The sequence below is a fragment of the Pantoea sp. XAF26B01_ASV70 genome (assembly GCF_054512635.1).
Window position 1 is genome coordinate 3,019,512 of sequence record NZ_CM137251.1, and the last position, 26,805, is coordinate 3,046,316.

The window sequence follows — 26,805 nt, forward strand, 5'->3', positions numbered from 1 at the left end:
AAAACGCTTACGCGTTTCCCTTCACGTTGAGTTTAAGTTCCGCTGCAAAGGATAGCATGCGATTAAGCGGCAGTAACGCCGCCTCACGCAGCGTCTCATCCACCTGAATCTCATGTTCCACCCCACCCGACTCCAGCGCCTCTGCGATGGCTTTAAGGCCGTTCATCGCCATCCAGGGACAGTGAGCACAGCTGCGGCAGGTGGCACCTTCACCGGCGGTCGGCGCTTCAAGCAGCTCTTTATCCGGCACCGCCTGCTGCATTTTGTAGAAGATGCCGCGATCGGTCGCCACAATCATCTGCGGATGCGGCAGGGATTTGGCGGCCTGAATCAGCTGGCTGGTCGAGCCGACCGCATCGGCCAGATCGACAATCGCCTGCGGTGACTCAGGATGCACCAGCACTGCCGCGTCGGGATAGAGCGCTTTCATACGCTGCAGCGCCTGGGTTTTGAACTCGTCGTGCACAATGCAGGCACCCTGCCAGCAGAGCACGTCCGCGCCCGATTTTTGGGTGACGTAGCGGCCAAGATGGCGATCCGGCGCCCAGATAATTTTTTCGCCCAGACTGTCGAGGTGCTCAATCAACTCGACCGCAATGCTTGAGGTCACCACCCAGTCGGCCCGCGCTTTTACCGCCGCCGAGGTATTGGCGTAGACCACCACAGTTCGATCGGGATGGGCGTCGCAAAAGGCGTTAAACTCTTCAATCGGGCAGCCGAGATCCAGTGAGCACTCCGCCTGCAGCGTCGGCATCAGTACGGTTTTCTCCGGGCTGAGGATTTTGGCGGTTTCCCCCATAAAGCGCACGCCCGCCACCAGCAGTGTCGTTGCCGAATGGTTGCTGCCAAAGCGTGCCATCTCCAGCGAGTCGGAAACGCAGCCGCCTGTCTCTTCTGCCAGCGCCTGAATTTCCGGATCGGTGTAGTAGTGCGCCACCATCACCGCGTTTCGCGCCTTCAGCAGCGCTTTAATTTTCTCACGGTAGAACGCCTTCTCGTCGTCACTCAGGCGAGCGGGTTTGGGCGGAAAGGGATAAACGGCGCTTTCTGGATCGAACATCACACTCATGACACAGCTCTCGTTTTGTCTAATTAACGAAAATCGCCTGTTCCGGCGACTTATGGCGTAGAATCCGCCATCGTGTTTTATATGCTAAACAAGATAGCGGAAAAGCCTGGCTGTGTCGTGCGATATTTATTCTGTCTGCATCACAGCGCCGACCCTGCCGGGCTGCGTTTCATCTGCCAGTACCAGCGGTTTTTGCGGCGCTTCCAGTGCCAGCAGAAAGGCTTTGATATCCAGTCCGCCCGCAAAGCCGGTCAGCTTGCCGTTGGCTCCAATCACGCGGTGGCACGGTGCGACAATTGAGAGCGGATTACGCCCATTGGCCGCCCCGACGGCACGCACCGCCAGCGGATGGCCGATCTCCCGCGCAATCTGGCTGTAGCTGCGCGTCTCACCAAACGGGATAGCCACCAGCGCCTGCCAGACTTTTTTCTGAAACTCAGTGCCGACAAAATCGAGCGGCAGCTCAAAGCAGCGACGAGCACCGGTGAAGTATTCGCTGAGCTGACGCTCAGTTTCGATCAGAATGGGATGATCGTCATCGCGCGTTTGCGGCAAAAACCGGGTGCGTTTGGGATCGTCGTTTTCCCACAAAATACCCGCCAGGCCGCTATCGCTGGCGACCAGTTTCAGTTCACCCACCGGGGTGACTATCGGTTTGAAGTAGTACATGGTGATTCTCCCGTCACGGTTCTGTCGCCTATTATCGCACTTTTCATCAGCCTGACTGGCTGTTTTCGGTCATGGCGATAAACTGTTGTGCTGTCCGAAAACAGCCAGTCTGCCGGGATTCACCGGTGTAGGCTGCGCTTATTTACCGGAGAACTGCCATGCTCGATCCCGACATTGCCTATCAGGCGCTGACCTCTCGTGATACCCGCTTTGACGGCGTTTTCTTTGTTGGCGTGACCTCAACCGGTATCTATTGTCGTCCGGTCTGCCCGGTCAAAGCGCCGATGCAGAAGAACTGCCTTTTCTTCAGCAGCGCCGAAGCGGCGGAGAAAGCCCGCTTTCGCCCCTGCCTGCGCTGTCGGCCTGAACTGGCACCCGGTAATGCGCCGGTTGATCAGCCGCACCGTGTGGCAGAGCGGCTGGTTCAGCGTATCGAGGAAGGCATGCTGGAGGAACGTGAAGGACTGGAGGCGATTGCCGCTGAATTCGGTATCAGCCTGCGTCAACTGCGCCGTATCGTGCAGCAGGAGCTGGGTGTCTCGCCGCTGGAACTGAAGCAGACGCGGCGCATGCTGCTGGCTAAACAGCTGCTGACCGAAACCCGGCTGCCGATTATTGACGTTGCCTATGCCAGCGGCTTTGGCAGCCTGCGGCGCTTTAATGATGTCTTCCAGGCGCGTTACCGCATGACGCCAGGCGCGCTGCGCAGGGACGATACGGGCACTCAATGTGCGCAGCCCGGCGACCGCGTGACGCTGCGGCTGGCCTATCGTCCTCCCTACGACTGGGCGGCGATGCTCTGGTTTTTGCAGACGCATCTGATGAAAGAGGTCGAGGCGGTGGAAGATGGCTGCTGGCGACGCACCGTGGTGCTCGGCCGCTGCCGGGGCTGGGTTTCTGTTTCGCATCTGCCGCAAAAGAACGCGCTGCAGGTGACGCTCTCCACCTCGCTGACGCCGGTTCTGCCTCTGCTGCTGCGCCGTCTGCGCGATCTGTTCGATCTCGACGCACAGCCGCAGCGTATCGCCGCCTGTCTGGCGCAGGACCCACTGCTGGCACCCAGCCTGATCTCGCATCCGGGTCTGCGAGTGCCTGGCGCATTCGACGCCTTTGAGCTGGGCGTGCGCGCCATTATCGGCCAGCAGGTGACGGTCAAAGCGGCCACCACGGTCAGCAGCCGTTTTGCCGCCGCCTTTGGCGAACCCTGTGAGACGCCGTTCGCCGATCTGACCCGCTACACCGCCCATCCTGAACGCATCGCCGGACTGACGGTAGACGATGTCGCGCCGATGGGGATTGTCAGTGCCGCCCGCTCCCGCGCCATCATCGCCTTTGCAAATGCCTGCGCCAGCGGAGATTTGCGTCTCAGCGCCGCTCAGGCGCCAGACGAGGTCATCAAAAAACTGGTCAGCCTGCCGGGTATTGGTCCCTGGACCGCGCACTATATCGCGATGCGCGCCCTGCGCTGGCCGGATGCCTTTCCCAAAGAAGATATTGCCATCCGGAATAACCTGGGCGGCATGTCATCGAAAGAAGCGGAGGCGCGATCGCAGTCATGGCGTCCCTGGCGCAGCTATGCAGTGATGCATATCTGGGAGAGCCTGGCAGTGGCAAAGGCAAAGAAAAAGCCGTGACGGTTGATGTAAGGATGCAGATAGTCTGCCCTGATCTGCATAGTCGGTATCGCAGAAACTAAAAATGCAGAGCCTCTTCCAGACTGCTTACAAACTCGCACCCGACTTAATCTGACCGCAACGAAAAAGCTCAACGCGCAGGGAACAGGGTCAGAAGAGAATGGCGCGGGCCGACAGCCATCGCCAGAGGCTTTTCCAGACTGCTTACAAACTCGCACCCGACTGGATTTGGCCGCAACGAAAAAGCTCAACGCGCAGGGAACAGGGTCAGAAGAGGTAAGCGTCCCGCGCCTGGGACAAAAACGCCGGGAGCGTTTTTGAACAACGCAACGCGTTGGCCCGGCTACGGGCGCACCTCAGGGATGAGGTGCGTAATCGCGCGGGTCGAGCAGGTCAGGGATTGGCTTTGGCGTCTTTCCGATCTGACCCTGTTCTCTGCGCAGGCTCAATCTCAAAGCGGCTTGCGGCAAACTTCATCGACAACTTTAAAAACCAATCACGTTTTGCTTTGAAAAAGTAATCAGATACCGCAGAAACAAAAAAAGCGCCCTGAGGGCGCTTTTTTCTTAATTGGTGGGTCGTGCAGGATTGCCTCGGCCCATCCGGGGCCTCGCCCTTCGGGTGATGCTGTCGCATCAGCCTGAATCGCCTGGCGATTCAGTCGAACCTGCTGCAGGTTCTCACCCTGCACGGGGAACGCCGTGCCGCAGAAACAAAAAAAGCGCCCTGAGGGCGCTTTTTTCTTAATTGGTGGGTCGTGCAGGATTCGAACCTGCGACCAATTGATTAAAAGTCAACTGCTCTACCAACTGAGCTAACGACCCGCTGGGGGCTTACAACCGTTCAACACGCCAGGCGGCTGAGATAAGATGGTGGGTCGTGCAGGATTCGAACCTGCGACCAATTGATTAAAAGTCAACTGCTCTACCAACTGAGCTAACGACCCATCTTAGGTTGTGAAGCAATGCTGAAGTGTTCTTCTTAAAACTGCGCGGTAAAAGCGCGTCTGAGGAAGATGGTGGGTCGTGCAGGATTCGAACCTGCGACCAATTGATTAAAAGTCAACTGCTCTACCAACTGAGCTAACGACCCATCTTCAGGCTTACCAGACACTTTGCAATGTGTCCCGGCAACGGCGGCATATATTACTGATTTAGCGGGGTAGCGCAACTCTTATTTCTGCTAAATGCTTCAGTTGCTTACCTTTCATACGGCAAGACCAGAAATCACACGATATCTGGCCTGAACCGTACAGATTACAGACTTGTCAGACGTTTTTGCGCCTGCTTAGCAGATTCGGTGTCTGGATAAAGTTTGATCACCTGCTGGAAGACCGCTTTAGCTTTCGCTGTGTCTTTTTTCTCCTGCATGATGACGCCCACTTTCAACAACGCTTCTGCAGCTTTTGGCGACTTCGGATAGTTTTTCACTACCGTGGCGTAATAGTAAGCGGCGTCGTCCTTTTTGCCTTTGTTATAGTTCAGCTGTCCCAGCCAGTAATTGGCGTTCGGCTGATAGGTCGAATCCGGGTAACGTTTTACCCACGCCTGGAGCGCGCTGATCGCCTGATCATACTGTTTCTTCTCCAGAATCAGCGCCACAGCCGCATTGTAATCGCTGTTAGCGTCACCGGTCTGCGCAGGTGCGCTATCCGTTGATGCTGCCGCGCCTGCGGTTGCTGCTGCGCCGGTATCCGCTGCGGCATTACTGCCCGCTGCCTGCTGACCGCCGCTGGTGCTGGCACTGCTCAGGCTGTCAATCTGCTGGTAAAGCTGCTTCTGCCGCTCAACCACCTGATTCAACTGATACGTGTTTTGCTGGATTTGCCCACGCAGCGCGTCGATATCACGCTGGTTATCACTCATCTGCTGCTGCAATTGCTGCATCAGCTGTGCCTGGGCATTAGAAATTCGTTCAAGAGTGGTGACACGGTCTTCGACCGAGCCGGAGCCAACGCTACTGATTGACGCTTGGGCATTAGCGGCCCAGGGGGCCGCTACGCCAATCAGTAACGACAGACTCAACAGGTGATGTCTGAAGTTACTAACCATGTGATTCTCTTAGTAGACCAGAACGGCACGACGGTTTTTAGAATACGCTGCTTCGTCATGACCCAGAACAGCTGGCTTCTCTTTACCGTAAGATACGATAGACATCTGATCAGCCGACACGCCTTTGCCCTGCAGGTACATTTTAACCGCGTTAGCACGACGTTCGCCCAGGGCGATGTTGTATTCCGGCGTACCGCGCTCATCCGCATGACCTTCGATGGTCACTTTGTATGACGGGTTGCTGCGCAGGAAGGTTGCATGCTGATCCAGCATCTGTGCGTAATCAGACTGAACGTCATACTTGTCCAGGCCGAAGTACACGATGTTGTTCTGCTGCAGCTGCTGCATCTGCAGACGAGCCTGCTCGTCAGAAGACATGTTGCCGCCGTTGCCGTTCATGCCAGAATTTGCACCGTAAGCGCCGCCATCAGCGCCCATGCCAGTCTGGTCATTGTTGTTGTTCTTGTGTGAGCTACAAGCCGCTACTGCCAGAACCGGCAGAGCCAGCATCAAACCCTTCAGCACTTTGTTCAGTTGCATTTCAAAATCCCATTATTGTTTATTGTTTGTGATGTCTGAACTGTCAGACATTACAGATACGGCGACCAGGCAGGAAATTTTACCTGTCCATCAGTTGCCGGAAGACGCGCTTTGAAACGGCCGTCGGTAGAAACCAACTGCAACACGGAACCCATACCCTGAGTAGAGCTGTAGATTACCATTGTGCCATTGGGTGCCAGGCTCGGCGTTTCATCCAGGAACGTGTCCGTTAACGTTTGAACGGCTCCCGTTTCCAGATCCTGTTTGGCGACGTGTTGAGCACCACCGTTGGTGCTAATCATCACCATTGACTTACCATCTGTTGCGACATCCGCATCCTGGTTCTGACCGCCTTCCCAGGTAATACGTTGTGGCGCGCCACCGTTAAGTCCGACTTTGTAGATTTGTGGAGCACCAGCCTGATCGGAGGTGTAAGCCAGCGTCTGGCTGTCCGGGAACCAGGTTGGTTCGGTGCTGTTATAGCGACCATCGGTAATCTGACGCGTCTGACCTGAGGCCAGATCCATCACATAGAGGTTCAGGCTGCCGGTTTTAGAGAGCGCGAACGCCAGTTTAGAGCCATCCGGCGAGAACGCTGGGGCACCGTTGTGACGTGGATAGGAGGCGATCTGACGGATAGCACCGTTCGACAGCGTCTGTACCACCAGCGCAGATTTGCCGCTTTCAAAGGTCACGTAAGCAACTTTGCTGCCATCCGGAGACCAGGCTGGCGACATCAGCGGCTGTGGTGAACGATGCACGACAAACTGGTTGTAACCATCGTAGTCAGCAACGCGCAGCTCATACGGGAACTGGCCGCCGTTGGTCTGCACCACATAGGCGATACGGGTACGGAAAGCGCCCTTGATGCCGGTCAGCTTCAGGAACGTTTCGTCACTGGCCGTGTGAGCGGCATAACGCAGCCACTGCTTCGTCACTTTATAACTGTTTTGTGCCAGCACGGTACCGGGAGCACCGCCAGTGTCGACCAGCTGGTACGAAACCTGATAGCTGCCATCCGGGTTAGACGCGACCTGACCGACGACCACGGCATCAATGCCGAGTGCACTCCACGCGGCAGGCTGAACTTCCTGCGCGCTGGCAGGCTGCTGTGGCAGACGCGAGCGATCCAGTGGATTAAATTTGCCACTGTTGCGCAGGTCAGCTGCAACGATGCCGCCGATATCTTCCGGCGCTGCGCCAGCACCGGCCCATTTAAACGGCACCACGCCAATCGGGCGCGCAGTGTTGACACCCTGGGTGATCTCAATTCGAACTTCTGCATGCAGCATGGCTGCCCACAGCAGGATAAAAAAGCCTAACGTAACGCGAAGAGCTTGCTTCATTTTATCTCCCTTATCTGAACCTCAGTCCACGATAATTGGCACTGTTCCTGGAAACCACGAGTACAACTTAAGTACGGCACGCTAAACATAGATCAACTTGCCGCCCGTTACTGCATTATTGCGGTTTAAAACGCATTGGGGCGTTTTTAAACACTTCGTAGACCGCCTGCGAAGGCGGCTTCGGAATACGTGCCTGTTTTGCGGCAGCAATCGCGGCCTGACAGAGCGCGGGATCGCCACCCTCTGACTTAACATCAATCAACAAGCCATCAGGCGCAAGTTTAATCCGCAAATCACAGGTTTTTCCGCGATACAGATCCGCATCATAGAATCGGCTCTGAATCGCACTCACAACCTGACCCATGTAGGAGTTGATTTCCGCGCCTGATGCACCCGCTTTCTTCTGGTTTCCCTGCCCTGCTGCGCCGCCAGAGGTGCCGCTTTTCGGTGCATTTTTACCGGAAGCGAGTCCACCCAGCAAATCATCGACATCGCTGTCGTTGGCAGCATCGGCGGCGGCTTTCGCTTTAGCATCCGCTTTGGCCTTAGCGGCAGCATCGGCTTTGGCTTTCGCCGCGGCATCGGCTTTCGCTTTCGCGGCAGCTTCCGCTTTCTCTTTGGCGGCCTCTTTAGCCGCTTCCGCTTTCTCTTTTGCGGCTTCTGCGGCTTTCTCTTTCGCCGCCTCTGCGGCTTTTTCTTTGGCTTCAGCAGCTTTTTGTTTAGCCTCTTCAGCCGCTTTGGCTTTGGCATCCGCCGCCGCTTTCACTTTGGCTTCAGCTGCGGCTTTCGCATCTGCTTCAGATTTCGCCTTCGCTTCCGCAACGGCTTTCTCTTTTGCAGCAGCGGCAGCGGCGGCTTTCGCCTGCTGATCAGCCTGCTTCTTTGCTTCGGCTGCGGCCTGTTTCGCCTGCTCAGCCGCGGCTTTTGCCTGCGCATCTGCCTGAGCTTTTGCATCCGCTTTGGCTTTGGCAGCCGCCGCTTCCGCCGTTTTTTGCTGCTCCTGCGCCTGCTTAGCAGCGTCTTCGGCAGCCTTCTGCTGCTCAGCCTGCTGTTTCGCCTCTTCTTTCGCGGTTTCCTGCGCGGCTAAACGCTCTTTTTCCAGCGCTTTCAGACGCTGCTGTTCAGCAGCCTGTTTCTGTTGCAGCTCTTCAGCCTGCTGCTGCGCCTGCTTTTTACGCTGCTGCTCAGCCCGCTGGCTGTCACTTTGCTGGTTCTGCTGACGATTGTATTGACTCACGACGGCACCGGGATCGACCATCACTGCATCAATATCACTGCCTCCGCCACCCGCACTGCTGGCGTCAATGTGCTCATTAAACGAGCTCCAAATCAGCAGCGCGATCAGCACGATATGCAGAATCACCGAAATGATTATCGCGCGCTTTAACTTCTCGTTTTGCTCGGTTGCCTTCGACACACTCGGTTCCCAAAAAACGGTTCGATTTTAAATCGGCTGCGTCATCAAACCGACAGATTTAACACCCGCCTGGTGCAGCAGGTTGAGCGCTTTAATAATTTCATCGTAAGGCACCTCTTTCGCGCCCCCGATCAAAAAGACCGTCTTAGGATTCGCTTCCAGTCGACGCTGCGCTTCGCTGATTACCTGCTCTGGCGGAAGTTGATCCATACGATCGTGATCCACGACCAGGCTGTACTGACCCACGCCCGCCACTTCGACAATCACCGGCGGATTATCATCGCTGGCAACGGTTTTCGAATCGGTCGCATCAGGCAGATCCACTTCCACGCTCTGGGTAATAATGGGCGCCGTTGCCATGAAGATCAGCAACAGCACCAACAGGACGTCCAGTAGCGGAACGATGTTGATTTCCGACTTCAGGTCGCGGCGTTTGCGACCACGTACTCTGGCCATCATTAACCTCTATTTACTTAGCGCTATCGCTGGAGAAAGCCTGGCGATGCAGAATGGCAGTGAACTCTTCCATGAAGTTGTCGTAGCCCTGCTCCAGTTTGTTCACGCGCTGGTTCAGACGGTTGTACGCCATCACCGCCGGAATCGCGGCAAACAGACCGATAGCGGTCGCAATCAACGCTTCAGCGATACCCGGTGCAACCATCTGCAGGGTTGCCTGCTTCACGGCACCCAGTGCGATAAAGGCGTGCATGATCCCCCAGACGGTGCCGAACAGTCCGATATAAGGGCTGATAGAACCGACGGTGCCGAGGAATGGAATGTGGTTTTCCAGCGCTTCAAGCTCACGGTTCATTGAGATACGCATCGCACGGCTCGCACCATCAATGACCGCTTCCGGCGCATGGCTGTTGGCGCGATGCAGGCGGGCGAACTCTTTAAAGCCGGAATAGAAAATCTGCTCCGAACCACCCAGTTCTTCCCGGCGCTCCTGGCTCTCCTGATAGAGGCGCGAGAGTTCGATGCCGGACCAGAATTTGTCTTCAAACGCCTCCGCTTCTCTTCCCGCCGCATTCAGAATACGTGTGCGCTGAATAATGATGGCCCAGGAGGCAATAGAAAAGCCGATCAAAATCAACATGATAAGTTTGACCAGAAGGCTCGCCTTCAGGAACAAATCAAGAATGTTCATGTCAGTCACTGCTTGAACTCCGCGACAATAGACTTGGGAAGCGCAATCGGCTTCATTAGATGTGGGTTAATGCAGGCAATCAGGACTTCTGCCTCATTGAGCACTTTGCCTTCAGTATTCACGATACGCTGAGTGAACGTCATGGTAGCCCGTGTCATTGATGTGACCTCGCTCTGGATCTCCAGAAGGTCATCAAGACGCGCCGCCGCCAGATAGTCCACCGATATACGCCGTACCACAAAAGCGATCTGCTGTTCTAACAGCGTCTGCTGATTGAAATGGTGCTGTCGCAACATTTCAGTACGTGCTCGTTCATAAAAAGCGATATAGCTGGCGTGATAAACCACACCACCGGCATCAGTATCTTCGTAGTAGACCCGAACCGGCCAGCGAAACAGCGTTGTACTCACTCTACATCCCGGCCTCGTTTTAAACGTTGTTACTATACGCAAGAGAATTGGGGTTGGGAATGGCTCGTCAGAGCCAGGCGAAAATAATTATCGCTCCGTAACAAACGGAACGATTTCAGGGAGATTAATTGACCAGACGCTGACAAAAATTCACTGACAGCGCCGATGAGGCGGGGTCTTAAAGATAAAAACGGTAAAGCGCAATAAATAGCACCAGCATGGCGGGTAACGGGGCAAACAGCGCCTGCCATCGGGTTTGCTTTGGCCGGAAGCCCACACCGTGGATTACCCCACTGCAGACCGCCCAGATCAGCACCAGCCCCTGCAGAGCCGGTAACTGGCCTGCCTGATTGGCAAAGCGTGTCGGATCCCACATCACGCCGCCTGCGGTCAGCAGCGCCAGCAGCAGTGAAAGGGCCCGTAACGGGCCCTTATCCATCAGATCATACAGCATCCGAATTAGCGTTCGCATCAGTGAGGCTCATCCTGCGCTTCAATGTGCTCAATCGCCAGCGCGGTCACGATACCAAAGGCACAGGCCAGCAACGTGCCGAGAATCCAGGCAAAATACCACATGCGACGTCTCCTTAATTAATAGAGTGAGTGACTGTTGCTTTCAATATGCTCTTTGGTGATACGACCAAACATCTTCCAGTAGCACCAGGTGGTGTAGGCCAGAATGATCGGCACAAAGATAGCGGCGGCAACGGTCATGGTTTGCAGCGTCAGCAGGCTGGACGTTGCGTCCCACATGGTCAGGCTCACACCCGGCACCGTGCTGGATGGCATGATGAACGGGAACATTGCAATACCGGCGGTCATGATGACGCAGGCCAGCGTCAGTGAGGAGAACAGGAACGCCCAGGCGCCCTTCTCAACCCGCGAGCAGAGTATGGTCAGCAGCGGCAGCACAGCGCCCAGCAGCGGGAACAGCCACAGCACAGGGTGGTTCTGGAAGTTGACCATCCAGGCACCCGCTTCGCGCACCACGGTTTTGCCCAGTGGGTTAGAGGCGGCGAAGTGATCCATAGTGCTGGTCACCACATAACCATCGATACTATATTTCACCCAGACGCCCGCCAGGATAAAGCAGACCATCATCACCAGGGCGGCAAGTTGTGCTGCGGTGCGCGAACGCAGATGCAGTTCGCCGGTAGTGCGCATCTGCAGATAGGTTGCACCCTGCGCCAGAATCATCGCCACACTGACCACACCCGCCAGCAGCCCAAACGGATTCAGCAGCTGGAAGAAGTTACCGGTATAGAACAGGCGCAGATACTCATCGGCATGGAACGGCACGCCCTGTAACAGGTTGCCAAACGCCACGCCAATCACCAGCGGCGGCACGAAGCTGCCAATGAAAATCCCCCAGTCCCATGCACCGCGCCAGCGATTGTCTTCAATCTTCGAACGGTAATCGAAGCCAACCGGACGGAAGAACAGCGACGCGAGCACCAGAATCATGGCCACGTAGAAGCCAGAGAAGGCTGCCGCGTAAACCATCGGCCAGGCGGCAAACAGCGCGCCACCTGCGGTGATCAGCCAGACCTGGTTACCGTCCCAGTGTGGAGCGATACTGTTAATCATGATGCGACGTTCAGTATCATTCCGGCCCAGAATGCGTGTCAGCATCCCGACACCCATATCAAAACCATCTGCGACGGCAAAACCAATTAGCAGTACGCCAATCAACAGCCACCAGACAAAGCGCAGAACTTCATAATCAAACATAGTCGCTCTCCTTATCCCTGTACCGGCTGGGTGATTGCCGTGATCTGCTCATGATGATAACGCCCGGTTTTCAGGCTGCTCGGCCCAAGGCGGGCGAATTTGAACATCAGGTACATCTCAGCCACCAGGAACATTGTGTAGAGTCCGCAGATCAGGATCATGGAGAACAGCAGATCGCCAACGGTCAGGGAGGAGTTGGCTACCGCAGTCGGCAGAACTTCACCGATAGCCCAGGGCTGACGACCATACTCCGCCACAAACCAGCCTGATTCGATAGCGATCCACGGCAGCGGAATACCAAACAGCGCCGCTTTCAGTAACCAGCGATTTTTACCGATGCGGTTACGCAGTACGCTCCAGAACGCCAGCGCGATAATGCCCAGCAGCAATACGCCACACAGCACCATGATGCGGAAGGCAAAATAGAGCGGAGCGACACGCGGGATAGAGTCCTGCGTCGCCTGTTTAATCTGCGCTTCGGTTGCATCAGCCACGTTGTCGGTATAACGCTTCAGCAGCAGACCGTAGCCGAGATCCTGTTTGTGACTGTTGAACGCGTCACGCACCGCCGGATCCTGGCTGCCACCGCGTAGCTCATTCAGCAGGGCATAGGCTTTCATGCCGTTGCGGATGCGCACTTCATGCTGTGCCATCAGATCTTTCAGGCCGGTGACCGGCGTATCGGTTGATCGGGTGGCGATCAGGCCCAGCAGCCAGGGGATCTGTACTGCGTATCGGTTCTCCTGAGTGGCCTGATCGGGCAGGCCAAACAGGGTAAACGACGCCGGTGCCGGCTGGGTTTCCCACTCCGCTTCGATAGCGGCCAGTTTGGTTTTCTGCACGTCACCCATTTCGTATCCTGACTCATCGCCCAGAACGATGACTGACAGTACCGCCGCCATGCCAAAGCTGGCTGCGATAGCGAACGAGCGTTTAGCAAAGGCGAAATCACGGCCTTTCAGCATGTACCAGGCGCTGATGCCCATAATAAACATCGCACCGGTGGTGTAACCGGCTGCCACGGTGTGAACGAATTTCACCTGCGCGACCGGGTTCAGCACCAGCTCTGAGAAGCTGACCATCTCCATGCGCATGGTTTCGAAGTTGAACTCAGAGGCGATCGGATTCTGCATCCAGCCGTTAGCCACCAGAATCCACAGCGCCGACATGTTTGAGCCCAGCGCCACCAGCCAGGTGACGGCGAGGTGCTGCACTTTGCCCAGGCGATCCCAGCCAAAAAAGAACAGGCCAACAAAGGTGGATTCCAGGAAGAACGCCATCAGACCTTCGATGGCGAGCGGCGCGCCGAAGATATCGCCGACGTAGTGAGAGTAATATGACCAGTTAGTCCCGAACTGAAATTCCATGGTCAGGCCGGTGGCGACACCCAGCGCAAAGTTAATACCAAATAACTTGCCCCAGAACTTCGTCATATCTTTATAGATTTGTTTGCCGCTCAGGACATATACCGTTTCCATGATCGCCAGCAAGAACGCCATACCCAGCGTTAAAGGGACGAACAGAAAATGGTACATCGCCGTTAAGGCAAACTGTAACCGCGACAGCTCGACGATATCTAACATAAGGACTCCTTGCTCCTCGCTTTGTCTCCGTCACGCGCGCGAACAGATCGAACGCAATCAGAGTCAGCAACGACTGTTTATTGATTCCAGTTTTTTATTACCCGCAGAACAGGTCTGTGAGCTGCCCGAACAGGCGAGTAGCGAATGAAGCAGCTCAGAAAATTGTCAATCAGCGCTTTCGTTAACGCGTGCTTTAACAGGAGGAAAGCGGGTGTTATCCCGGGTTGAGCAGACGTTTGAAAATTTGTGTAAAAGGCTGGATTGATGCAGCGCAATTTACGCCCTTAGCGTTGCGCTTTGCCAGAGATATAGTTGGATATAAGTCGCGATTAATTGATCTGGATTAACGCAATAAGTTTCCAGATAGGGTCAGGTAGGTTTCTTGTTAATGAGATGTCAGTAATGAAATAAAGCGCGAAGAAATAATTTACCTTTGACACTTTTCCTTAACGTGATGAGCCGCAGACCGGTTATTTAACCGCGCACTCTTCTCTTTAGCTTCCTGCGTTATAGCTCTCATTTACAGGCATAAAAAAAGCCACCCGAAGGTGGCTTAGTCTCAGATGACGCTGACTTATTTAGCAGGTAATACGGCTTTTACTGCGTCACCGATATCCGCCAGGCTGCGGACGGTTTTCACGCCTGCCGCTTCCAGCGCAGCAAATTTCTCATCTGCTGTACCTTTACCACCGGCAATGATGGCGCCAGCATGGCCCATACGCTTGCCTTTTGGCGCGGTGACGCCAGCAATGTAGCCTACAACCGGCTTGGTCACGTGCTCTTTAATGAAGGCTGCAGCTTCTTCTTCTGCGCTACCGCCGATCTCACCGATCATCACGATAACTTCAGTCTGTGGATCATCCTGGAACATTTTCAGGATGTCGATGAAGTTAGAGCCTGGGATTGGGTCACCACCGATGCCAACGCAGGTTGACTGGCCGTAGCCGATGTCCGTGGTCTGCTTAACCGCTTCATAGGTCAGGGTGCCTGAACGTGACACGATACCGACGCGGCCCGGCTGGTGAATGTGGCCCGGCATGATGCCGATTTTACATTCGCCTGGGGTGATAACGCCTGGGCAGTTTGGACCGATCATCCGCACGCCTGCTTCATCCAGCTTCACTTTCACGGTCAGCATATCCAGGGTCGGGATGCCTTCGGTGATGGTGATGATCAGTTTGATGCCCGCGTCGATCGCTTCCAGGATGCCATCTTTACAGAAAGGAGCCGGAACGTAGATCACAGTGGCGGTCGCGCCGGTTGCTTCTACCGCTTCGCGAACGGTGTTGAACACCGGCAGGCCGAGATGGGTCGTGCCACCTTTGCCTGGCGTCACGCCGCCAACCAGTTGGGTGCCGTATGCCAGCGCCTGCTCAGAATGGAAAGTCCCCTGGCCACCGGTGAAACCCTGGCAAATGACTTTGGTGTTTTTGTCGATCAGAATGGACATTATTTACCCTCCGCGGCAGCAACAACACGCTGTGCGGCGTCTGTCAGGCTGGTTGCTGCAATGATGTTCAGACCGCTGTCCGCCAGTTTCTGGGCGCCCAGCTCGGCGTTGTTACCTTCCAGACGTACCACAACTGGCACGTTCACACCCACTTCAGCGACTGCGCCGATGATGCCGTCGGCAATCAGGTCGCAGCGTACGATGCCGCCGAAGATGTTAACGAATACGGCTTTAACCGCATCGTCAGACAGGATGATTTTGAAGGCTTCGGTCACGCGCTCTTTGGTTGCGCCGCCGCCGACATCAAGGAAGTTGGCCGGTTGACCGCCGTGGTGTTTAACGATGTCCATGGTGCCCATCGCCAGACCTGCGCCGTTAACCATACAACCGATGTTGCCTTCCAGCGCAACATAGTTCAGTTCCCACTGTGTCGCATGGGCTTCACGTGGATCTTCCTGGCTTGGATCGCGCATTTCGCGCAGCTCTGGCTGACGGAACAGGGCATTGCCATCGGCACCCAGTTTGCCATCCAGGCAGATCAGGTCGCCCTGTTTGGTGATCACCAGCGGGTTGATCTCAACCATCGCCAGATCGCGCTCCAGGAACAGTGTCGCCAGACCCATGAAGATCTTGGTGAACTGGCCAACCAGCTTGCCGGTCAGGCCAAGTTTGAACGCCAGTTCACGGCCCTGATAAGGCTGCGGGCCAGTCAGTGGATCCAGCGCCATTTTGTGGATCAGGTGCGGGGTCTCTTCCGCCACTTTTTCAATTTCCACGCCGCCTTCAGTGGAGGCCATGAAAATTACGCGACGCGTTGCGCGATCGACCACAGCGCCCAGATAGAGTTCCTGATCGATATCGGTCGCTGCTTCAACCAGAATCTGGTTTACCGGCTGGCCGTTTGCGTCTGTCTGATAGGTAACCAGGCGTTTGCCCAGCCAGTTTTCAGCAAAAGCGCGAATCTCTTCTTTGCTGTTAACCACTTTCACACCGCCCGCTTTACCGCGGCCACCGGCATGAACCTGACATTTAACTACCCACGGGCCTGCGCCAATTTTAGAGGCTGCTTCTTCCGCTTCACGTGGTGTAGTGCAGGCGTAACCCGTTGGTGCCGGCATGCCATACCGTGCAAACAGTTGTTTCGCCTGGTATTCGTGTAAGTTCATGATGTTCTATCCATTCAGGTCTGAAAAGAGTAATGAGGTTGGGCGCGCGGCAAGGCGCGCCCGGTGAAAATCAGACATCCAGCAGCAGGCGCGCCGGATCTTCCAGCATCTCTTTCACTGCAACCAGATAACCAACTGATTCACGGCCATCGATCAGACGGTGGTCGTAGGAGAGCGCCAGATACATCATCGGCAGCACCACAACCTGACCATTGACCGCCATCGGGCGATCTTTGATGGCGTGCATGCCCAGGATGGCGCTCTGCGGTGGGTTGATGATCGGGGTGGACATCAGTGAACCAAAGACGCCGCCGTTGGTAATGGTAAAGTTACCGCCGGTCAGATCCTCAACTGTCAGCTTGCCGTCACGGCCTTTCACTGCCAGCTCTTTGATTTTCTTCTCGATGTCCGCCATGCTCAGCGCATCCACGTCACGCAGGACTGGTGTAACCAGACCACGTGGCGTAGAGACCGCAATGCTGACGTCGAAGTAGTTGTGGTAAACCACATCTTCACCATCGATAGAAGCATTCACTTCCGGATAGCGTTTCAGCGCTTCAACAACCGCTTTGATGTAGAAGGACATAAAGCCCAGACGTACACCGTGACGCTTCTCGAAGGCCTCACCATACTGCTTACGCAGATCCATGATGGGCTTCATGTTGATTTCGTTGAAGGTGGTCAGCATCGCGGTGCTGTTCTTCGCTTCCAGCAGACGCTCGGCAACACGCTTACGCAGACGGGTCATCGGCACGCGTTTTTCGCTGCGGTTAGCCACTGGCTGCTGCGCGGCGGCCGCATCAGCAGCTGGCGCAGCGGCTTTGGCAGCCTGCGGTTTGTTGGCCAGATGTTTTTCAACATCTTCACGGGTCAGACGACCGCCGACACCGCTGCCTTTGATCTGTGAGGCATCAAGATTGTGCTCTGCAATCAGACGGCGGATAGCCGGGCTGAGCGCATCGTTGCTCTCTTCTTCCAGTGACGCAGTCTGACGCTGAGCCGGGGTAGACTCTTTGCTTTCAGACTTCGCGCTGCTCTCTTTACCGGCGCTGTTGCCCTCTTTCAGACGACCCAGGATCTGGCGGGAAGTGACGGTGGCGCCCTCTTCTTCCAGAACGGCTTCCAGGATACCGTCCGCAGAGGCTGGCACTTCCAGTACAACTTTGTCAGTTTCGATTTCGACCAGCACTTCATCGCGAGTGACTGCATCGCCTGGTTTTTTATGCCAGGTTGCCACAGAGGCATCGGCAACCGATTCAGGCAGGTCGGGAACGAGAATATCTACGCTACTCATTATCTTTCCTTTTAATTAATTAACGTTCAGCGCGTCATTAACCAGGTCTTGCTGCTGTTGTTGGTGTACGGACATGTATCCCACGGCCGGTGAGGCGGATGCCGGGCGGCCTGCATAACGTAAAGTGGCACCAAACGGCACAACTTCACGGAAATGATGCTGACTGCAATACCAGGCGCCCTGATTCAGTGGCTCTTCCTGACACCAGACAAAATCCTGCACGTGAGCATACGCTTTTAATGCTTCCTGTACCGCGTGATGCGGGAACGGATAGAGCTGCTCGATGCGCACGATAGCCACATCGGTCTGCTCATTTTTACGACGCTGCTCCAGCAGGTCGTAATAGACTTTACCGGAGCACAGCACGACGCGTTTCACGCCCTGCGGATCCAGATCATCGACTTCGCCAATCGCAGGCTGGAAGCTGCCGTTAGCCAGTTCATCCAGCGTGGAGATCGCCAGCGGATGACGCAGCAGTGATTTCGGCGACATCACAATCAGCGGACGGCGCATACCGCGCAGCGCCTGACGACGCAGCATATGGTAAACCTGCGCAGGGGTAGACGGCACGCAGACCTGCATGTTCTGCTCAGCGCAGAGTTGCAGATAACGTTCCAGGCGCGCAGAGGAGTGCTCTGGCCCCTGACCTTCATAACCGTGCGGCAGCAGCATCACCAGGCCACACATCCGGCCCCATTTCTGCTCACCGGAGCTGATGAACTGGTCGATAACAACCTGTGCGCCGTTGGCGAAGTCACCAAACTGCGCTTCCCAGATGGTCAGGATGCGCGGCTCTGCGGTGGCATAACCATATTCAAAGGCCAGCACCGCCTCTTCTGACAGCACGGAGTCCCACACTTTGAACTGACCCTGACCGCTGTGCACGTGGTGCAGAGGGGTATAGGTTGAGCCGTTCGCCTGGTTATGGACTACCGCGTGACGATGGAAGAAGGTACCGCGACCGGTATCTTCACCCGACAGACGTACCGGAATGCCTTCATCAACCAGCGTGGCGTATGCCAGGTTTTCCGCGCCGCCCCAGTCAAAGGCTTTCTCGCCTTCAGCCATCAGACGACGGTCGTTGTAAATCTTGGCAACACGTGACTGCACTTCCACCTCTTCAGGCACCTGGCTGATACGCAGCGCCAGCTCCTTCAGACGTTTCATGTCGACCTGAGCCGGGTAAGGTTCATCCCACTCATGATTCAGGTAAGGTGACCAGGTAAAGGAGTGCAGGCTCATTGGACGCCATTCCGGCACCACACACTCACCCGCATCCAGCGCGTCACGGTAGAGATTGACCATTTCGGTCGCATCTTCCTGCGTGGCAATGGCCTCACCTTCCAGACGGTCGGCATAGATTTTACGCGGCGTCGGGTGTTTTTTGATTTTCTGGTACATCAGCGGCTGGGTCGCACTTGGCTCATCCGCCTCGTTGTGACCATGACGGCGATAGCAGACCAGATCGATAAACACATCACGCTTAAAGGTGTTGCGATAGTCGAGCGCCAGACGGGTCACAAACGCGACCGCTTCCGGATCGTCAGCATTGACGTGGAAAATCGGTGCCAGCACCATTTTGCCGATATCGGTGCAGTAAGGGGTCGAACGCGCATCTTTCGGGTTGGAGGTGGTGAAGCCAACCTGGTTGTTGATGACGATGCGAACGGTACCGCCCACTTCATAACCGCGCGCCTGTGACATGTTCAGGGTTTCCTGAACCACGCCCTGGCCAATCACGGCCGCATCACCATGAATGGTGATCGGTAAGACTTTATTGCTGGCTGGCTCATCCAGACGATCCAGACGGGCACGCACTGAACCCATGACCACCGGGCTGACGATCTCCAGGTGCGACGGGTTAAACGCCAGCGCCAGGTGAACCAGGCCGCCTTCGGTTTCCACGTCAGACGAGAAGCCCATGTGGTACTTCACGTCACCGGTGCCCAGATGCTCTTTGTGCTTACCGGCGAACTCGTCGAACAGATCCTGTGGCTTTTTACCCAGCACGTTGATCAGCACGTTGAGACGGCCACGGTGCGCCATACCCAGTACGACTTCACGGGTTCCGCTCTTACCGGCATGACGGATCATTTCGCGCAGCATCGGAACCAGTGCATCGCCGCCTTCCAGCGAGAAGCGTTTGGCACCCGGGAATTTCGCTCCGAGATATTTTTCCAGCCCTTCGGCCGCGGTCAGCTCTTTCAGGAAACCTTTTTTCTCTTCATTGCTGAAGGCTGCACGGCCCGCGACTGACTCAAGACGCTGCTGAATCCAGCGTTTCTCATCAGTGTTGTTGATGTGCATATATTCTGCACCGATCGAGCCGCAGTAAGTCTGAGTCAGCGCCTCGAACAGTTCGGCCAGCTTCATGGTCTCTTTGCCAATGGCAAAAGAGCCGACGTTAAAGCTTTCCTGAAAATCGGCCTCGGTCAGATCGTGAAAAGCGGGATCGAGATCGGCTACCCGGTCCTGTTTCCACAGACCAAGCGGGTCAAGATTGGCGTGCTGATGACCGCGGAAACGAAACGCGTTAATCAGCTGCAGCACTTTTACTTGCTTGGAGTTGGTTTCAGGATCGGAGACAGATGAGGTGTAACGAGATGCGTCTTTCGCCAGGCGACGGAAGTACTCACGTGTGGTGGAGTGAAACTGCTCAGGTTTCATTCCGGTGCCCGGTAACTGCTGGAACATCGAGCGCCACACTGCATCGACAGAGTCAGGATCGGTCAGGAAATCCTCATAGAGCTGCTCTATGTAAGACTGATTCGCGCCGGCCAGCCAGGAAGAGTCCAGCCAGGGCTTCATCGCGCTGTTCTGCATTGTGATCCCTTAAGCATTGCTATGCTTTTTTGAGGTTTCATTTGTTGCCGCTTTCGCGGTTTGCCGTAGTGAGTTCAGCGATACGAGCACTTTGCGCAGCGCGCGTGGCCCGTAAGGGAACCTTTGTAAACGTGGTAATCACCGCGCTTACAGAGGCTTCCGTAAAACACCGGGAACCTGAGGTTCCCGGCAGAAACTGCTTATGCGCCGCGCTGCAGCAGCATCGACTTGATATGGCCGATGGCGCGCGTCGGGTTCAGCCCTTTCGGACATACGCTCACACAGTTCATGATGCTATGGCAGCGGAATACGCTGAAAGCATCATTCAGATTGTCGAGACGCGCCTCGGTTTCGGTGTCGCGGCTGTCAATCAGGAAGCGGTACGCGGCCAGCAGGCCAGCAGGACCGATGAACTTCTCAGGATTCCACCAGAATGATGGGCATGAGGTTGAGCAGCAGGCACAGAGTATACATTCGTACAGGCCATCCAGGTGTTCACGCTCATCCGGCGACTGCAGATGTTCACGAGCTGGCGGATTTTCCCCATTATTCAACAGGAAAGGCTTAATTTTCTCATACTGTGCATAAAACTGGCTCATGTCTACAACCAGGTCACGCACCACCGGTAAACCTGGCAGCGGACGGATAACAATTTTCTGTTTGCCGTTGCCCAGCGCCGAGACGGGCGTAATGCAGGCCAGTCCGTTTTTACCGTTCATGTTCAGGCCATCGGAACCGCAGACGCCTTCACGACAGGAGCGACGAAACGCCAGGGTCGGATCTTTCTCTTTCAGGCGAATCAGCGCGTCCAGCAGCATCATGTCGCGACCATCTTCCGCTTCCAGGGTGTAATCCTGCATGCGCGGTTTGTCATCGACGTCCGGATTGTAGCGATAAATTGAAAACTCGAGTCTCATGATCGTCTCCGAAATTAGTAGGTACGCACTTTCGGCGGGAAGGCCGCGCGCAGTTTCGGCTGCATGTTCACCTCACGGCGCGTCATGCTTTCGGTTTCCGGGACATAAAGACTGTGGCACAGCCAGTTTTCATCATCACGATCCGGGAAGTCGAAGCGACTGTGCGCACCGCGGCTTTCGGTGCGATAGTTAGCCGCTACCGCCGTGGCAAAGGCCGTCTCCATCAGGTTATCCAGCTCCAGACACTCAATACGCTGGGTGTTGAAATCCGGTGAGCGGTCATCCAGACGCGCTGACTTCAGGCGCTGGCGAATCTCTTTCAGCTCTTCCAGACCCTGTGCCATCGCTTCGCCTTCACGGAATACCGAGAAGTTATTCTGCATGCAGCGTTGCAGCGCTTTACGAATCTCAACCGGATCTTCACCCGTGGTGTTATTTTCCCAGCGGTTGAAACGCGCCATCGCCCCGGCGATCTCATCTTCTGTGGCATCACGCAGGTCGCCCTGCTCCTGAATACTCGCCAGCAGATGCAGACCCGCTGCACGGCCAAAGACAACCAGGTCGAGCAGTGAGTTACCGCCCAGACGGTTGGCACCATGCACCGATACGCAGGCGATTTCACCGACGGCGAACAGGCCTGGAATCACTACATCTTCGCCCTGCTCATTGACGCGCAGTGCCTGGCCGGTCACTTTGGTCGGAATACCGCCCATCATGTAGTGGCAGGTCGGAATGACCGGAATCGGCTCTTTAATCGGATCGGCGTGCGCAAAGGTGCGTGACAGCTCAAGGATGCCAGGCAGACGTGACTCAAGCACCTCTTTACCCAGATGATCCAGTTTCAGTTTGAGATGTGGACCCCACGGGCCATCACAGCCGCGACCTTCACGGATTTCAATCATCATTGAGCGCGCCACCACGTCGCGGCCCGCCAGATCTTTGGCGTTCGGCGCATAACGCTCCATGAAGCGTTCGCCATGTTTGTTCAGCAGATAGCCGCCTTCACCACGGCAGCCCTCGGTGACCAGCACGCCCGCACCGGCGATACCGGTTGGGTGGAACTGCCACATCTCCATATCCTGCACCGGTACGCCCGCACGCAGTGCCATACCTACGCCGTCACCGGTGTTGATGTGTGCATTGGTGGTGGACTGATAGATACGGCCCGCGCCGCCGGTGGCCAGAATGGTCGCTTTCGCTTTGAAATAAACGGTTTCGCCGGTTTCGATGCAGATAGCGGTACAACCCACGACTGCGCCATCGGCGTTTTTCACCAGATCCAGTGCATACCACTCAGAGAAGATAGTGGTTTTGTTTTTCAGGTTCTGCTGATAAAGGGTGTGCAGCAATGCGTGACCGGTACGGTCAGCCGCAGCCGCCGTACGCGCCGCCTGCTCGCCACCGAAATTCTTTGACTGGCCACCAAACGGACGCTGATAGACACGACCATCTTCCAGACGCGAGAAAGGTAAACCCATGTGTTCCAGTTCCAGAATCGCTTCCGGGCCGGTTTTACACATATATTCAATCGCGTCCTGGTCACCGATGTAGTCGGAACCTTTGACGGTGTCGTACATGTGCCATTCCCAGTTATCTTCATGGGTATTACCCAGCGCAACGGTAATACCGCCCTGCGCAGATACGGTGTGGGAACGGGTCGGGAAAACTTTAGATAACAGGGCACAGCTCTGGCCGCCCTGGGAGATTTGCAGTGCGGCTCGCATTCCTGCGCCACCTGCGCCGATTACCACGGCATCGAACTCTCTGATTGGCAAACTCATTTACACACCCCACACCACAACAAATCCATAAATCGCATACCACAACAGCGCCACGACAATCACAAACTGCAACAACAAGCGGGTTGGCAGTGATTTAACGTAGTCTGTTAACACCTGCCACATGCCAATCCAGCCGTGGATCAGAATGGAGAACAGCGTCAGCAGCGTGAACACTTTGGTGAATGCGGAAGCGAAGAAGCCACGCCACAGGTCATAAGTCAGCGTGTCTGTCATCACCACGAAACCGAGGATATAGACGATGTAGAGCGTTATGAGAATTGCAGTTGCCCGCAGCAGCAGCCAGTCCTGAATGCCGTTGCGACCCAATGCGGATGCATTGCTTACCATACGAGGACTCCCGCCAGAATTGCCAGCACGACAGTGATCACAAAAGTCATATGAGCGGAACGCTTACCAACCTGCAGCGTTTCGGCCAGATAACCAAAATCCATCAACATATGACGAATCCCGCTCACCGCGTGATAGGCCAGCGCCGTTAAGATGCCCCACATAATGAACTTCGCGAAGAAGCCATCCATGATGGACGCAGCGTGCTGGAAACCTTCAGGAGAGGAGAGAGAGAGACCGAGCAGCCACAGCAGGATGCCAATGGCAACCAATGTGATTACGCCGGAGACGCGGTGAAGAATGGACGATATTGCAGTAACGGGAAACCGGATCGTCGAGAGATCCAAGTTGACAGGTCTTTGTTTTTTCACGGTTTTGCCCACACAGCTCTTTTTTATTTTGCTTCCTCCGGACCTGAGGCGGAGTCTAATCACAACGCGTGGCAGACTTTAACCGTCACCAAAAAAGCAACATCCAGTGTTAATTGACGCGGTAGTAAACGCTGGGTGGCTCCTGGTGTCAGGGTGTTCCGGAGACCTGCCTGGAGTATAGGAGGATCACATTCTGATTACAATTCCCCTACAAACTCTTTGGTATATTTTAGGTGGAACAGTGATCCTACTCACGATTTTCACAATTGATACAATTTTAATTATCTGATTTGACAATAGTTCAACAATTCAGTTACAAACTAAGCCTGTAAATTCCTATGATGCGCAAAAGTTATGGGGATACACTTTCCCCTAAGCGCAAGTTATGTAACATTGCGATAATGAGCATTAAAAAGCATCAGGTTATTGGTTACCAAGAAGTTATGTCCTGACCGGATCTTTAACAACCGCGATATGCAGCATGTCCATGGCTCACCGGTTCCCGCTGGGAACGCGCCGCTCACTCTGTACCCTGCACCCGTTTTATCCCCGCAGAGTGATACTGTGTAGTTTTGCCAACCGCAACATGAACGCGTTTCAGGTGTCTAAAGATCCTTACCCACATAAGGCGCTATGGAGACGAAAATGACAGATAAAAAAGTAACGCTAACCCTGCAAGATGGAACATCTATTGAACTGGACGTGCTGAAAGGTACGCTGGGCCAGGATGTCGTTGATGTCCGCACTCTGGGTTCAAGTGGCCTGTTCACCTTCGATCCCGGTTTTACGTCTACCGCGTCCTGCGAATCTGCAATCACCTTTATCGATGGGGATGAAGGTATCCTGCTGCACCGTGGTTTCCCTATTTCTGAGCTGGCGACCCACTCTAACTATCTGGAAGTCTGCTACATCCTGCTGAACGGCGAAGCACCAAACCAGAAACAGTTTGATGAGTTCCGTACCACGGTTACCCGCCACACCATGATTCATGAGCAGATTACCCGCCTGTTCCACGGCTTCCGTCGCGATTCGCATCCGATGGCGGTAATGTGCGGTGTCACTGGTGCACTGGCTGCGTTTTACCACGATTCGCTGGATGTAAACATTGAGCGCCACCGCGAAATCGCAGCATTCCGTCTGCTTTCTAAAATGCCGACCATGGCAGCGATGTGTTACAAATATTCTATCGGCCAGCCGTTTGTCTATCCGCGCAACGATCTCTCCTATGCGGGTAACTTCCTGCACATGATGTTTGCCACGCCGTGCGAAGAGTACAAAGTGAATCCGGTGCTGGAACGCGCCATGGACCGCATCCTGATCCTGCATGCTGACCATGAGCAGAACGCCTCAACCTCTACCGTTCGTACCGCTGGTTCAAGCGGCGCGAATCCGTTTGCCTGTATCGCCGCCGGGATCGCCTCCCTGTGGGGACCGGCGCACGGTGGTGCCAACGAAGCGACCCTGCGTATGCTGGAAGAGATCAGCACCGTTGAGCATATTCCGGAATTTGTTAAACGCGCCAAAGACAAAAATGACTCCTTCCGTCTGATGGGCTTTGGTCACCGCGTTTACAAAAACTACGATCCACGCGCGACCGTGATGCGCGATACCTGCCATGAAGTCCTGAATGAGCTGGGTATGAAGGATGACCTGCTGGAAGTGGCGATGGAGCTGGAACACATTGCGCTGAACGACCCGTACTTCATCGAGCGTAAACTCTATCCAAACGTGGACTTCTACTCCGGTATCATTCTGAAAGCGATGGGTATTCCATCCTCCATGTTTACGGTGATCTTCGCGATGGCCCGTACTGTTGGCTGGATTGCACACTGGAAAGAGATGCACGACGAAGGCATGAAGATTGCCCGTCCACGTCAGCTCTACACCGGTTATACCGAGCGCGAATTCAGCTCACAGTTGAAAAAGTAAGGTTCAGTGGATAGCGGAGAGGGATCTCCGCTCAGCCAGTTGAGAAGCCCACATAAGGGCGCATCTGGCAGCAATGAAGAAGTTTAACGCGCAGGGAACACGGTCAGAAGAGGAAAGCGTCCCGCGCCAGGGACAAAAGCGCCGGGAGCGCTTTTGAACAACGCAAAGCGTTGGCCCGTTTACGGGCGCACCTCAAGGATGAGGTGCGTAATCGCGCGGGCCGAGCAGGTCAGGGATGACGGCTTTTGCGTCTTTCCGATCTGACCGTGTTTCCTGAGCAGGCTCGATCTCACCGCAGACCAGAACTACACTACCCCGCTTTTGCTTTCTTCAAGTGCCTATCTCTGACAACCCGGACACCAGTAAAAAGGCCGTGATGAGAGCGTGCCCTTCTCAATCACCGTGCCGCAGCGTCGGCATTTTTTGCCCTGCCGATGAAAAACCTCAAACTGAAACGCCGCTTCCTCATGATATTTCTTCATGGTTCCACGCATCCGATAGGCATGGCGCGGCACTGAAAGCAGCGCTTCGCTGAAAGCAGTCAGCTGATCGTTACTGAGATCCTGCGCCCGATGATTTGGCAGCAGCTGCGCCAGCCACAGAATTTCGGCGCGCAGATAGTTTCCCAGCCCGGCCAGAAAAGCCTGATCCAGCAACAGACCACTGAACTGCCGCCGCCGGAAACGGGGTGACAGCAGCCGCTCTTTCACCTCTTCCACTGTCAGCGCACTGTTCAGCACATCCGGCCCGATACGATTAAGAAACGGATGCGCCGCCAGCGTATCTGCGTTGAGCAGCTCAATATCAGAGGCGCTGTAGAGCAGAATCGCTTTGCCCGCCGTCGCCAGTCGCACCCGCAACTGACGGGTGGAATTCAGTTCGGTATCGGGTTTTACAATGCGCCAGACACCATACAGCTGGTTATGACTGTAGAGCGTCAGGCCATTGCTGAAATGAGTCAGCAGCGCTTTGCCCCGCGTCTCAATCGCCTGAACCTGCTCACCAATCAATGCCGGTTCATAGGTTTTGAGCTGAGGAAACGCGAACCACGCTTCCGTTAACGGCTGACCCACAATGGCGTCTTCAAGTTTATCCGCCACGCGACGAATTTCCGGTCCTTCAGGCATCG

The 26,805-nt window shown here is 55.3% G+C and carries 24 protein-coding genes, 3 tRNA genes and 1 other RNA gene; 2 read left to right on the top strand and 26 right to left on the bottom strand.

What is annotated here, in order from left to right:
• Nucleotides 1-7: 7 nt before the first annotated feature.
• Together nadA and ACX8ZY_RS14200 are read right to left on the bottom strand one after the other, a co-directional pair.
• Nucleotides 8-1,069 carry a quinolinate synthase NadA gene (gene nadA / locus ACX8ZY_RS14195; protein ID WP_022626034.1) on the bottom strand — a complete coding sequence of 354 codons (1,062 nt, stop codon included), beginning with the start codon at nucleotides 1,067-1,069 and terminating at the stop codon, nucleotides 8-10.
• A gap of 126 nt (nucleotides 1,070-1,195) precedes the next feature.
• A complete protein-coding gene (locus ACX8ZY_RS14200) occupies nucleotides 1,196-1,738 on the bottom strand; it encodes a methylated-DNA--[protein]-cysteine S-methyltransferase (protein ID WP_010260149.1) in 543 nt (180 codons plus the stop codon).
• 158 nt (nucleotides 1,739-1,896) lie between these two features.
• Here ACX8ZY_RS14200 and ACX8ZY_RS14205 point away from each other — a divergent pair, with 158 nt between their 5' ends.
• Complete coding sequence (locus tag ACX8ZY_RS14205) at nucleotides 1,897-3,372, top strand: AlkA N-terminal domain-containing protein (RefSeq protein ID WP_010260146.1); 1,476 nt, start codon at nucleotides 1,897-1,899, stop codon at nucleotides 3,370-3,372.
• Nucleotides 3,373-3,943: 571 nt separating this feature from the next.
• Here the strand turns inward: ACX8ZY_RS14205 and ACX8ZY_RS14210 are convergent.
• The 23 genes from ACX8ZY_RS14210 to sdhC form a co-directional block, all read right to left on the bottom strand.
• Nucleotides 3,944-4,077, bottom strand: a non-coding RNA gene (locus ACX8ZY_RS14210) — RtT sRNA.
• 43 nt (nucleotides 4,078-4,120) lie between these two features.
• Nucleotides 4,121-4,196 (bottom strand) — tRNA-Lys (locus ACX8ZY_RS14215).
• Nucleotides 4,197-4,242: 46 nt separating this feature from the next.
• Nucleotides 4,243-4,318 (bottom strand) — tRNA-Lys (locus ACX8ZY_RS14220).
• A 70-nt stretch (nucleotides 4,319-4,388) separates the two neighbouring features.
• Nucleotides 4,389-4,464 (bottom strand) — tRNA-Lys (locus ACX8ZY_RS14225).
• Between the two features lie 164 nt (nucleotides 4,465-4,628).
• A complete protein-coding gene (gene cpoB / locus ACX8ZY_RS14230) occupies nucleotides 4,629-5,423 on the bottom strand; it encodes a cell division protein CpoB (RefSeq protein WP_010260773.1) in 795 nt (264 codons plus the stop codon).
• Between the two features lie 9 nt (nucleotides 5,424-5,432).
• Entirely contained in the window at nucleotides 5,433-5,963 is a 531-nt protein-coding gene (pal, locus tag ACX8ZY_RS14235; RefSeq protein WP_010260771.1) for a peptidoglycan-associated lipoprotein Pal, read from the bottom strand.
• 50 nt (nucleotides 5,964-6,013) lie between these two features.
• A complete protein-coding gene (gene tolB / locus ACX8ZY_RS14240; protein WP_010260769.1) occupies nucleotides 6,014-7,309 on the bottom strand; it encodes a Tol-Pal system beta propeller repeat protein TolB in 1,296 nt (431 codons plus the stop codon).
• Nucleotides 7,310-7,424: 115 nt separating this feature from the next.
• Complete coding sequence (gene tolA, locus ACX8ZY_RS14245; protein WP_022626037.1) at nucleotides 7,425-8,726, bottom strand: cell envelope integrity protein TolA; 1,302 nt, start codon at nucleotides 8,724-8,726, stop codon at nucleotides 7,425-7,427.
• Nucleotides 8,727-8,753: 27 nt separating this feature from the next.
• Entirely contained in the window at nucleotides 8,754-9,182 is a 429-nt protein-coding gene (gene tolR, locus ACX8ZY_RS14250) for a colicin uptake protein TolR (protein ID WP_010260764.1), read from the bottom strand.
• A gap of 13 nt (nucleotides 9,183-9,195) precedes the next feature.
• The gene (gene tolQ / locus ACX8ZY_RS14255; RefSeq protein ID WP_010260762.1) at nucleotides 9,196-9,882 is read right to left on the bottom strand and encodes a Tol-Pal system protein TolQ; all 687 of its coding nucleotides are present in this window, start codon (nucleotides 9,880-9,882) and stop codon (nucleotides 9,196-9,198) included.
• Nucleotides 9,879-10,283 carry a tol-pal system-associated acyl-CoA thioesterase gene (ybgC, locus tag ACX8ZY_RS14260; RefSeq protein ID WP_010260759.1) on the bottom strand — a complete coding sequence of 135 codons (405 nt, stop codon included), beginning with the start codon at nucleotides 10,281-10,283 and terminating at the stop codon, nucleotides 9,879-9,881. Before ybgC ends, tolQ begins: the two co-directional genes overlap by 4 nt.
• Nucleotides 10,284-10,461: 178 nt before the next feature.
• On the bottom strand, nucleotides 10,462-10,755 hold the full coding sequence (ybgE, locus tag ACX8ZY_RS14265; RefSeq protein WP_022626040.1) for a cyd operon protein YbgE: 294 nt from the start codon (nucleotides 10,753-10,755) through the stop codon (nucleotides 10,462-10,464).
• Entirely contained in the window at nucleotides 10,755-10,859 is a 105-nt protein-coding gene (gene cydX, locus ACX8ZY_RS14270; RefSeq protein WP_010260755.1) for a cytochrome bd-I oxidase subunit CydX, read from the bottom strand. Before cydX ends, ybgE begins: the two co-directional genes overlap by 1 nt.
• 15 nt (nucleotides 10,860-10,874) lie before the next feature.
• Nucleotides 10,875-12,014, bottom strand: a complete 1,140-nt coding sequence (gene cydB, locus ACX8ZY_RS14275) for a cytochrome d ubiquinol oxidase subunit II (protein ID WP_158131916.1) — start codon at nucleotides 12,012-12,014, stop codon at nucleotides 10,875-10,877.
• Between the two features lie 11 nt (nucleotides 12,015-12,025).
• Entirely contained in the window at nucleotides 12,026-13,597 is a 1,572-nt protein-coding gene (gene cydA / locus ACX8ZY_RS14280; protein WP_010260749.1) for a cytochrome ubiquinol oxidase subunit I, read from the bottom strand.
• 574 nt (nucleotides 13,598-14,171) lie between these two features.
• Nucleotides 14,172-15,047, bottom strand: a complete 876-nt coding sequence (sucD, locus tag ACX8ZY_RS14285) for a succinate--CoA ligase subunit alpha (protein ID WP_010260744.1) — start codon at nucleotides 15,045-15,047, stop codon at nucleotides 14,172-14,174.
• Nucleotides 15,047-16,213 (bottom strand): ADP-forming succinate--CoA ligase subunit beta, encoded by a 1,167-nt coding sequence (sucC, locus tag ACX8ZY_RS14290; RefSeq protein ID WP_003853151.1) that lies wholly within the window; start codon nucleotides 16,211-16,213, stop codon nucleotides 15,047-15,049. Before sucC ends, sucD begins: the two co-directional genes overlap by 1 nt.
• Before the next feature lie 70 nt (nucleotides 16,214-16,283).
• The gene (gene odhB / locus ACX8ZY_RS14295; protein ID WP_010260740.1) at nucleotides 16,284-17,507 is read right to left on the bottom strand and encodes a 2-oxoglutarate dehydrogenase complex dihydrolipoyllysine-residue succinyltransferase; all 1,224 of its coding nucleotides are present in this window, start codon (nucleotides 17,505-17,507) and stop codon (nucleotides 16,284-16,286) included.
• A gap of 15 nt (nucleotides 17,508-17,522) precedes the next feature.
• Nucleotides 17,523-20,330: a 2-oxoglutarate dehydrogenase E1 component gene (gene sucA, locus ACX8ZY_RS14300; protein ID WP_010260738.1), complete on the bottom strand. Its 2,808-nt coding sequence runs from the start codon at nucleotides 20,328-20,330 to the stop codon at nucleotides 17,523-17,525.
• Nucleotides 20,331-20,530: 200 nt separating this feature from the next.
• On the bottom strand, nucleotides 20,531-21,247 hold the full coding sequence (locus ACX8ZY_RS14305; protein ID WP_010260736.1) for a succinate dehydrogenase iron-sulfur subunit: 717 nt from the start codon (nucleotides 21,245-21,247) through the stop codon (nucleotides 20,531-20,533).
• Between the two features lie 14 nt (nucleotides 21,248-21,261).
• Nucleotides 21,262-23,028 (bottom strand): succinate dehydrogenase flavoprotein subunit, encoded by a 1,767-nt coding sequence (gene sdhA / locus ACX8ZY_RS14310; protein WP_022626042.1) that lies wholly within the window; start codon nucleotides 23,026-23,028, stop codon nucleotides 21,262-21,264.
• Nucleotides 23,029-23,376, bottom strand: a complete 348-nt coding sequence (gene sdhD / locus ACX8ZY_RS14315; RefSeq protein ID WP_009091417.1) for a succinate dehydrogenase membrane anchor subunit — start codon at nucleotides 23,374-23,376, stop codon at nucleotides 23,029-23,031.
• Complete coding sequence (gene sdhC / locus ACX8ZY_RS14320) at nucleotides 23,370-23,759, bottom strand: succinate dehydrogenase cytochrome b556 subunit (RefSeq protein WP_029519433.1); 390 nt, start codon at nucleotides 23,757-23,759, stop codon at nucleotides 23,370-23,372. The genes sdhD and sdhC overlap by 7 nt, the downstream gene beginning before the upstream one ends.
• A gap of 633 nt (nucleotides 23,760-24,392) precedes the next feature.
• Here sdhC and ACX8ZY_RS14325 point away from each other — a divergent pair.
• Nucleotides 24,393-25,676 carry a citrate synthase gene (locus tag ACX8ZY_RS14325; protein ID WP_010260725.1) on the top strand — a complete coding sequence of 428 codons (1,284 nt, stop codon included), beginning with the start codon at nucleotides 24,393-24,395 and terminating at the stop codon, nucleotides 25,674-25,676.
• Between the two features lie 338 nt (nucleotides 25,677-26,014).
• Here the strand turns inward: ACX8ZY_RS14325 and nei are convergent, their stop codons facing one another.
• Nucleotides 26,015-26,803 carry an endonuclease VIII gene (gene nei / locus ACX8ZY_RS14330; protein ID WP_033766694.1) on the bottom strand — a complete coding sequence of 263 codons (789 nt, stop codon included), beginning with the start codon at nucleotides 26,801-26,803 and terminating at the stop codon, nucleotides 26,015-26,017.
• Nucleotides 26,804-26,805: the final 2 nt, after the last annotated feature.

What these genes read in the sequence shown, in the direction of transcription:
- nadA (WP_022626034.1), bottom strand. Translation starts at nt 1,069, where the DNA reads ATGAGTGTGATGTTCGATCCAGAAAGCGCCGTTTATCCCTTTCCGCCC.
- ACX8ZY_RS14200 (WP_010260149.1), bottom strand. Translation starts at nt 1,738, where the DNA reads ATGTACTACTTCAAACCGATAGTCACCCCGGTGGGTGAACTGAAACTG.
- ACX8ZY_RS14205 (WP_010260146.1), top strand. Translation starts at nt 1,897, where the DNA reads ATGCTCGATCCCGACATTGCCTATCAGGCGCTGACCTCTCGTGATACC.
- cpoB (WP_010260773.1), bottom strand. Translation starts at nt 5,423, where the DNA reads ATGGTTAGTAACTTCAGACATCACCTGTTGAGTCTGTCGTTACTGATT.
- pal (WP_010260771.1), bottom strand. Translation starts at nt 5,963, where the DNA reads ATGCAACTGAACAAAGTGCTGAAGGGTTTGATGCTGGCTCTGCCGGTT.
- tolB (WP_010260769.1), bottom strand. Translation starts at nt 7,309, where the DNA reads ATGAAGCAAGCTCTTCGCGTTACGTTAGGCTTTTTTATCCTGCTGTGG.
- tolR (WP_010260764.1), bottom strand. Translation starts at nt 9,182, where the DNA reads ATGGCCAGAGTACGTGGTCGCAAACGCCGCGACCTGAAGTCGGAAATC.
- ybgE (WP_022626040.1), bottom strand. Translation starts at nt 10,755, where the DNA reads ATGCGAACGCTAATTCGGATGCTGTATGATCTGATGGATAAGGGCCCG.
- cydX (WP_010260755.1), bottom strand. Translation starts at nt 10,859, where the DNA reads ATGTGGTATTTTGCCTGGATTCTCGGCACGTTGCTGGCCTGTGCCTTT.
- cydB (WP_158131916.1), bottom strand. Translation starts at nt 12,014, where the DNA reads ATGTTTGATTATGAAGTTCTGCGCTTTGTCTGGTGGCTGTTGATTGGC.
- cydA (WP_010260749.1), bottom strand. Translation starts at nt 13,597, where the DNA reads ATGTTAGATATCGTCGAGCTGTCGCGGTTACAGTTTGCCTTAACGGCG.
- sucD (WP_010260744.1), bottom strand. Translation starts at nt 15,047, where the DNA reads ATGTCCATTCTGATCGACAAAAACACCAAAGTCATTTGCCAGGGTTTC.
- sucC (WP_003853151.1), bottom strand. Translation starts at nt 16,213, where the DNA reads ATGAACTTACACGAATACCAGGCGAAACAACTGTTTGCACGGTATGGC.
- odhB (WP_010260740.1), bottom strand. Translation starts at nt 17,507, where the DNA reads ATGAGTAGCGTAGATATTCTCGTTCCCGACCTGCCTGAATCGGTTGCC.
- sucA (WP_010260738.1), bottom strand. Translation starts at nt 20,330, where the DNA reads ATGCAGAACAGCGCGATGAAGCCCTGGCTGGACTCTTCCTGGCTGGCC.
- ACX8ZY_RS14305 (WP_010260736.1), bottom strand. Translation starts at nt 21,247, where the DNA reads ATGAGACTCGAGTTTTCAATTTATCGCTACAATCCGGACGTCGATGAC.
- sdhA (WP_022626042.1), bottom strand. Translation starts at nt 23,028, where the DNA reads ATGAGTTTGCCAATCAGAGAGTTCGATGCCGTGGTAATCGGCGCAGGT.
- sdhD (WP_009091417.1), bottom strand. Translation starts at nt 23,376, where the DNA reads ATGGTAAGCAATGCATCCGCATTGGGTCGCAACGGCATTCAGGACTGG.
- ACX8ZY_RS14325 (WP_010260725.1), top strand. Translation starts at nt 24,393, where the DNA reads ATGACAGATAAAAAAGTAACGCTAACCCTGCAAGATGGAACATCTATT.
- nei (WP_033766694.1), bottom strand. Translation starts at nt 26,803, where the DNA reads ATGCCTGAAGGACCGGAAATTCGTCGCGTGGCGGATAAACTTGAAGAC.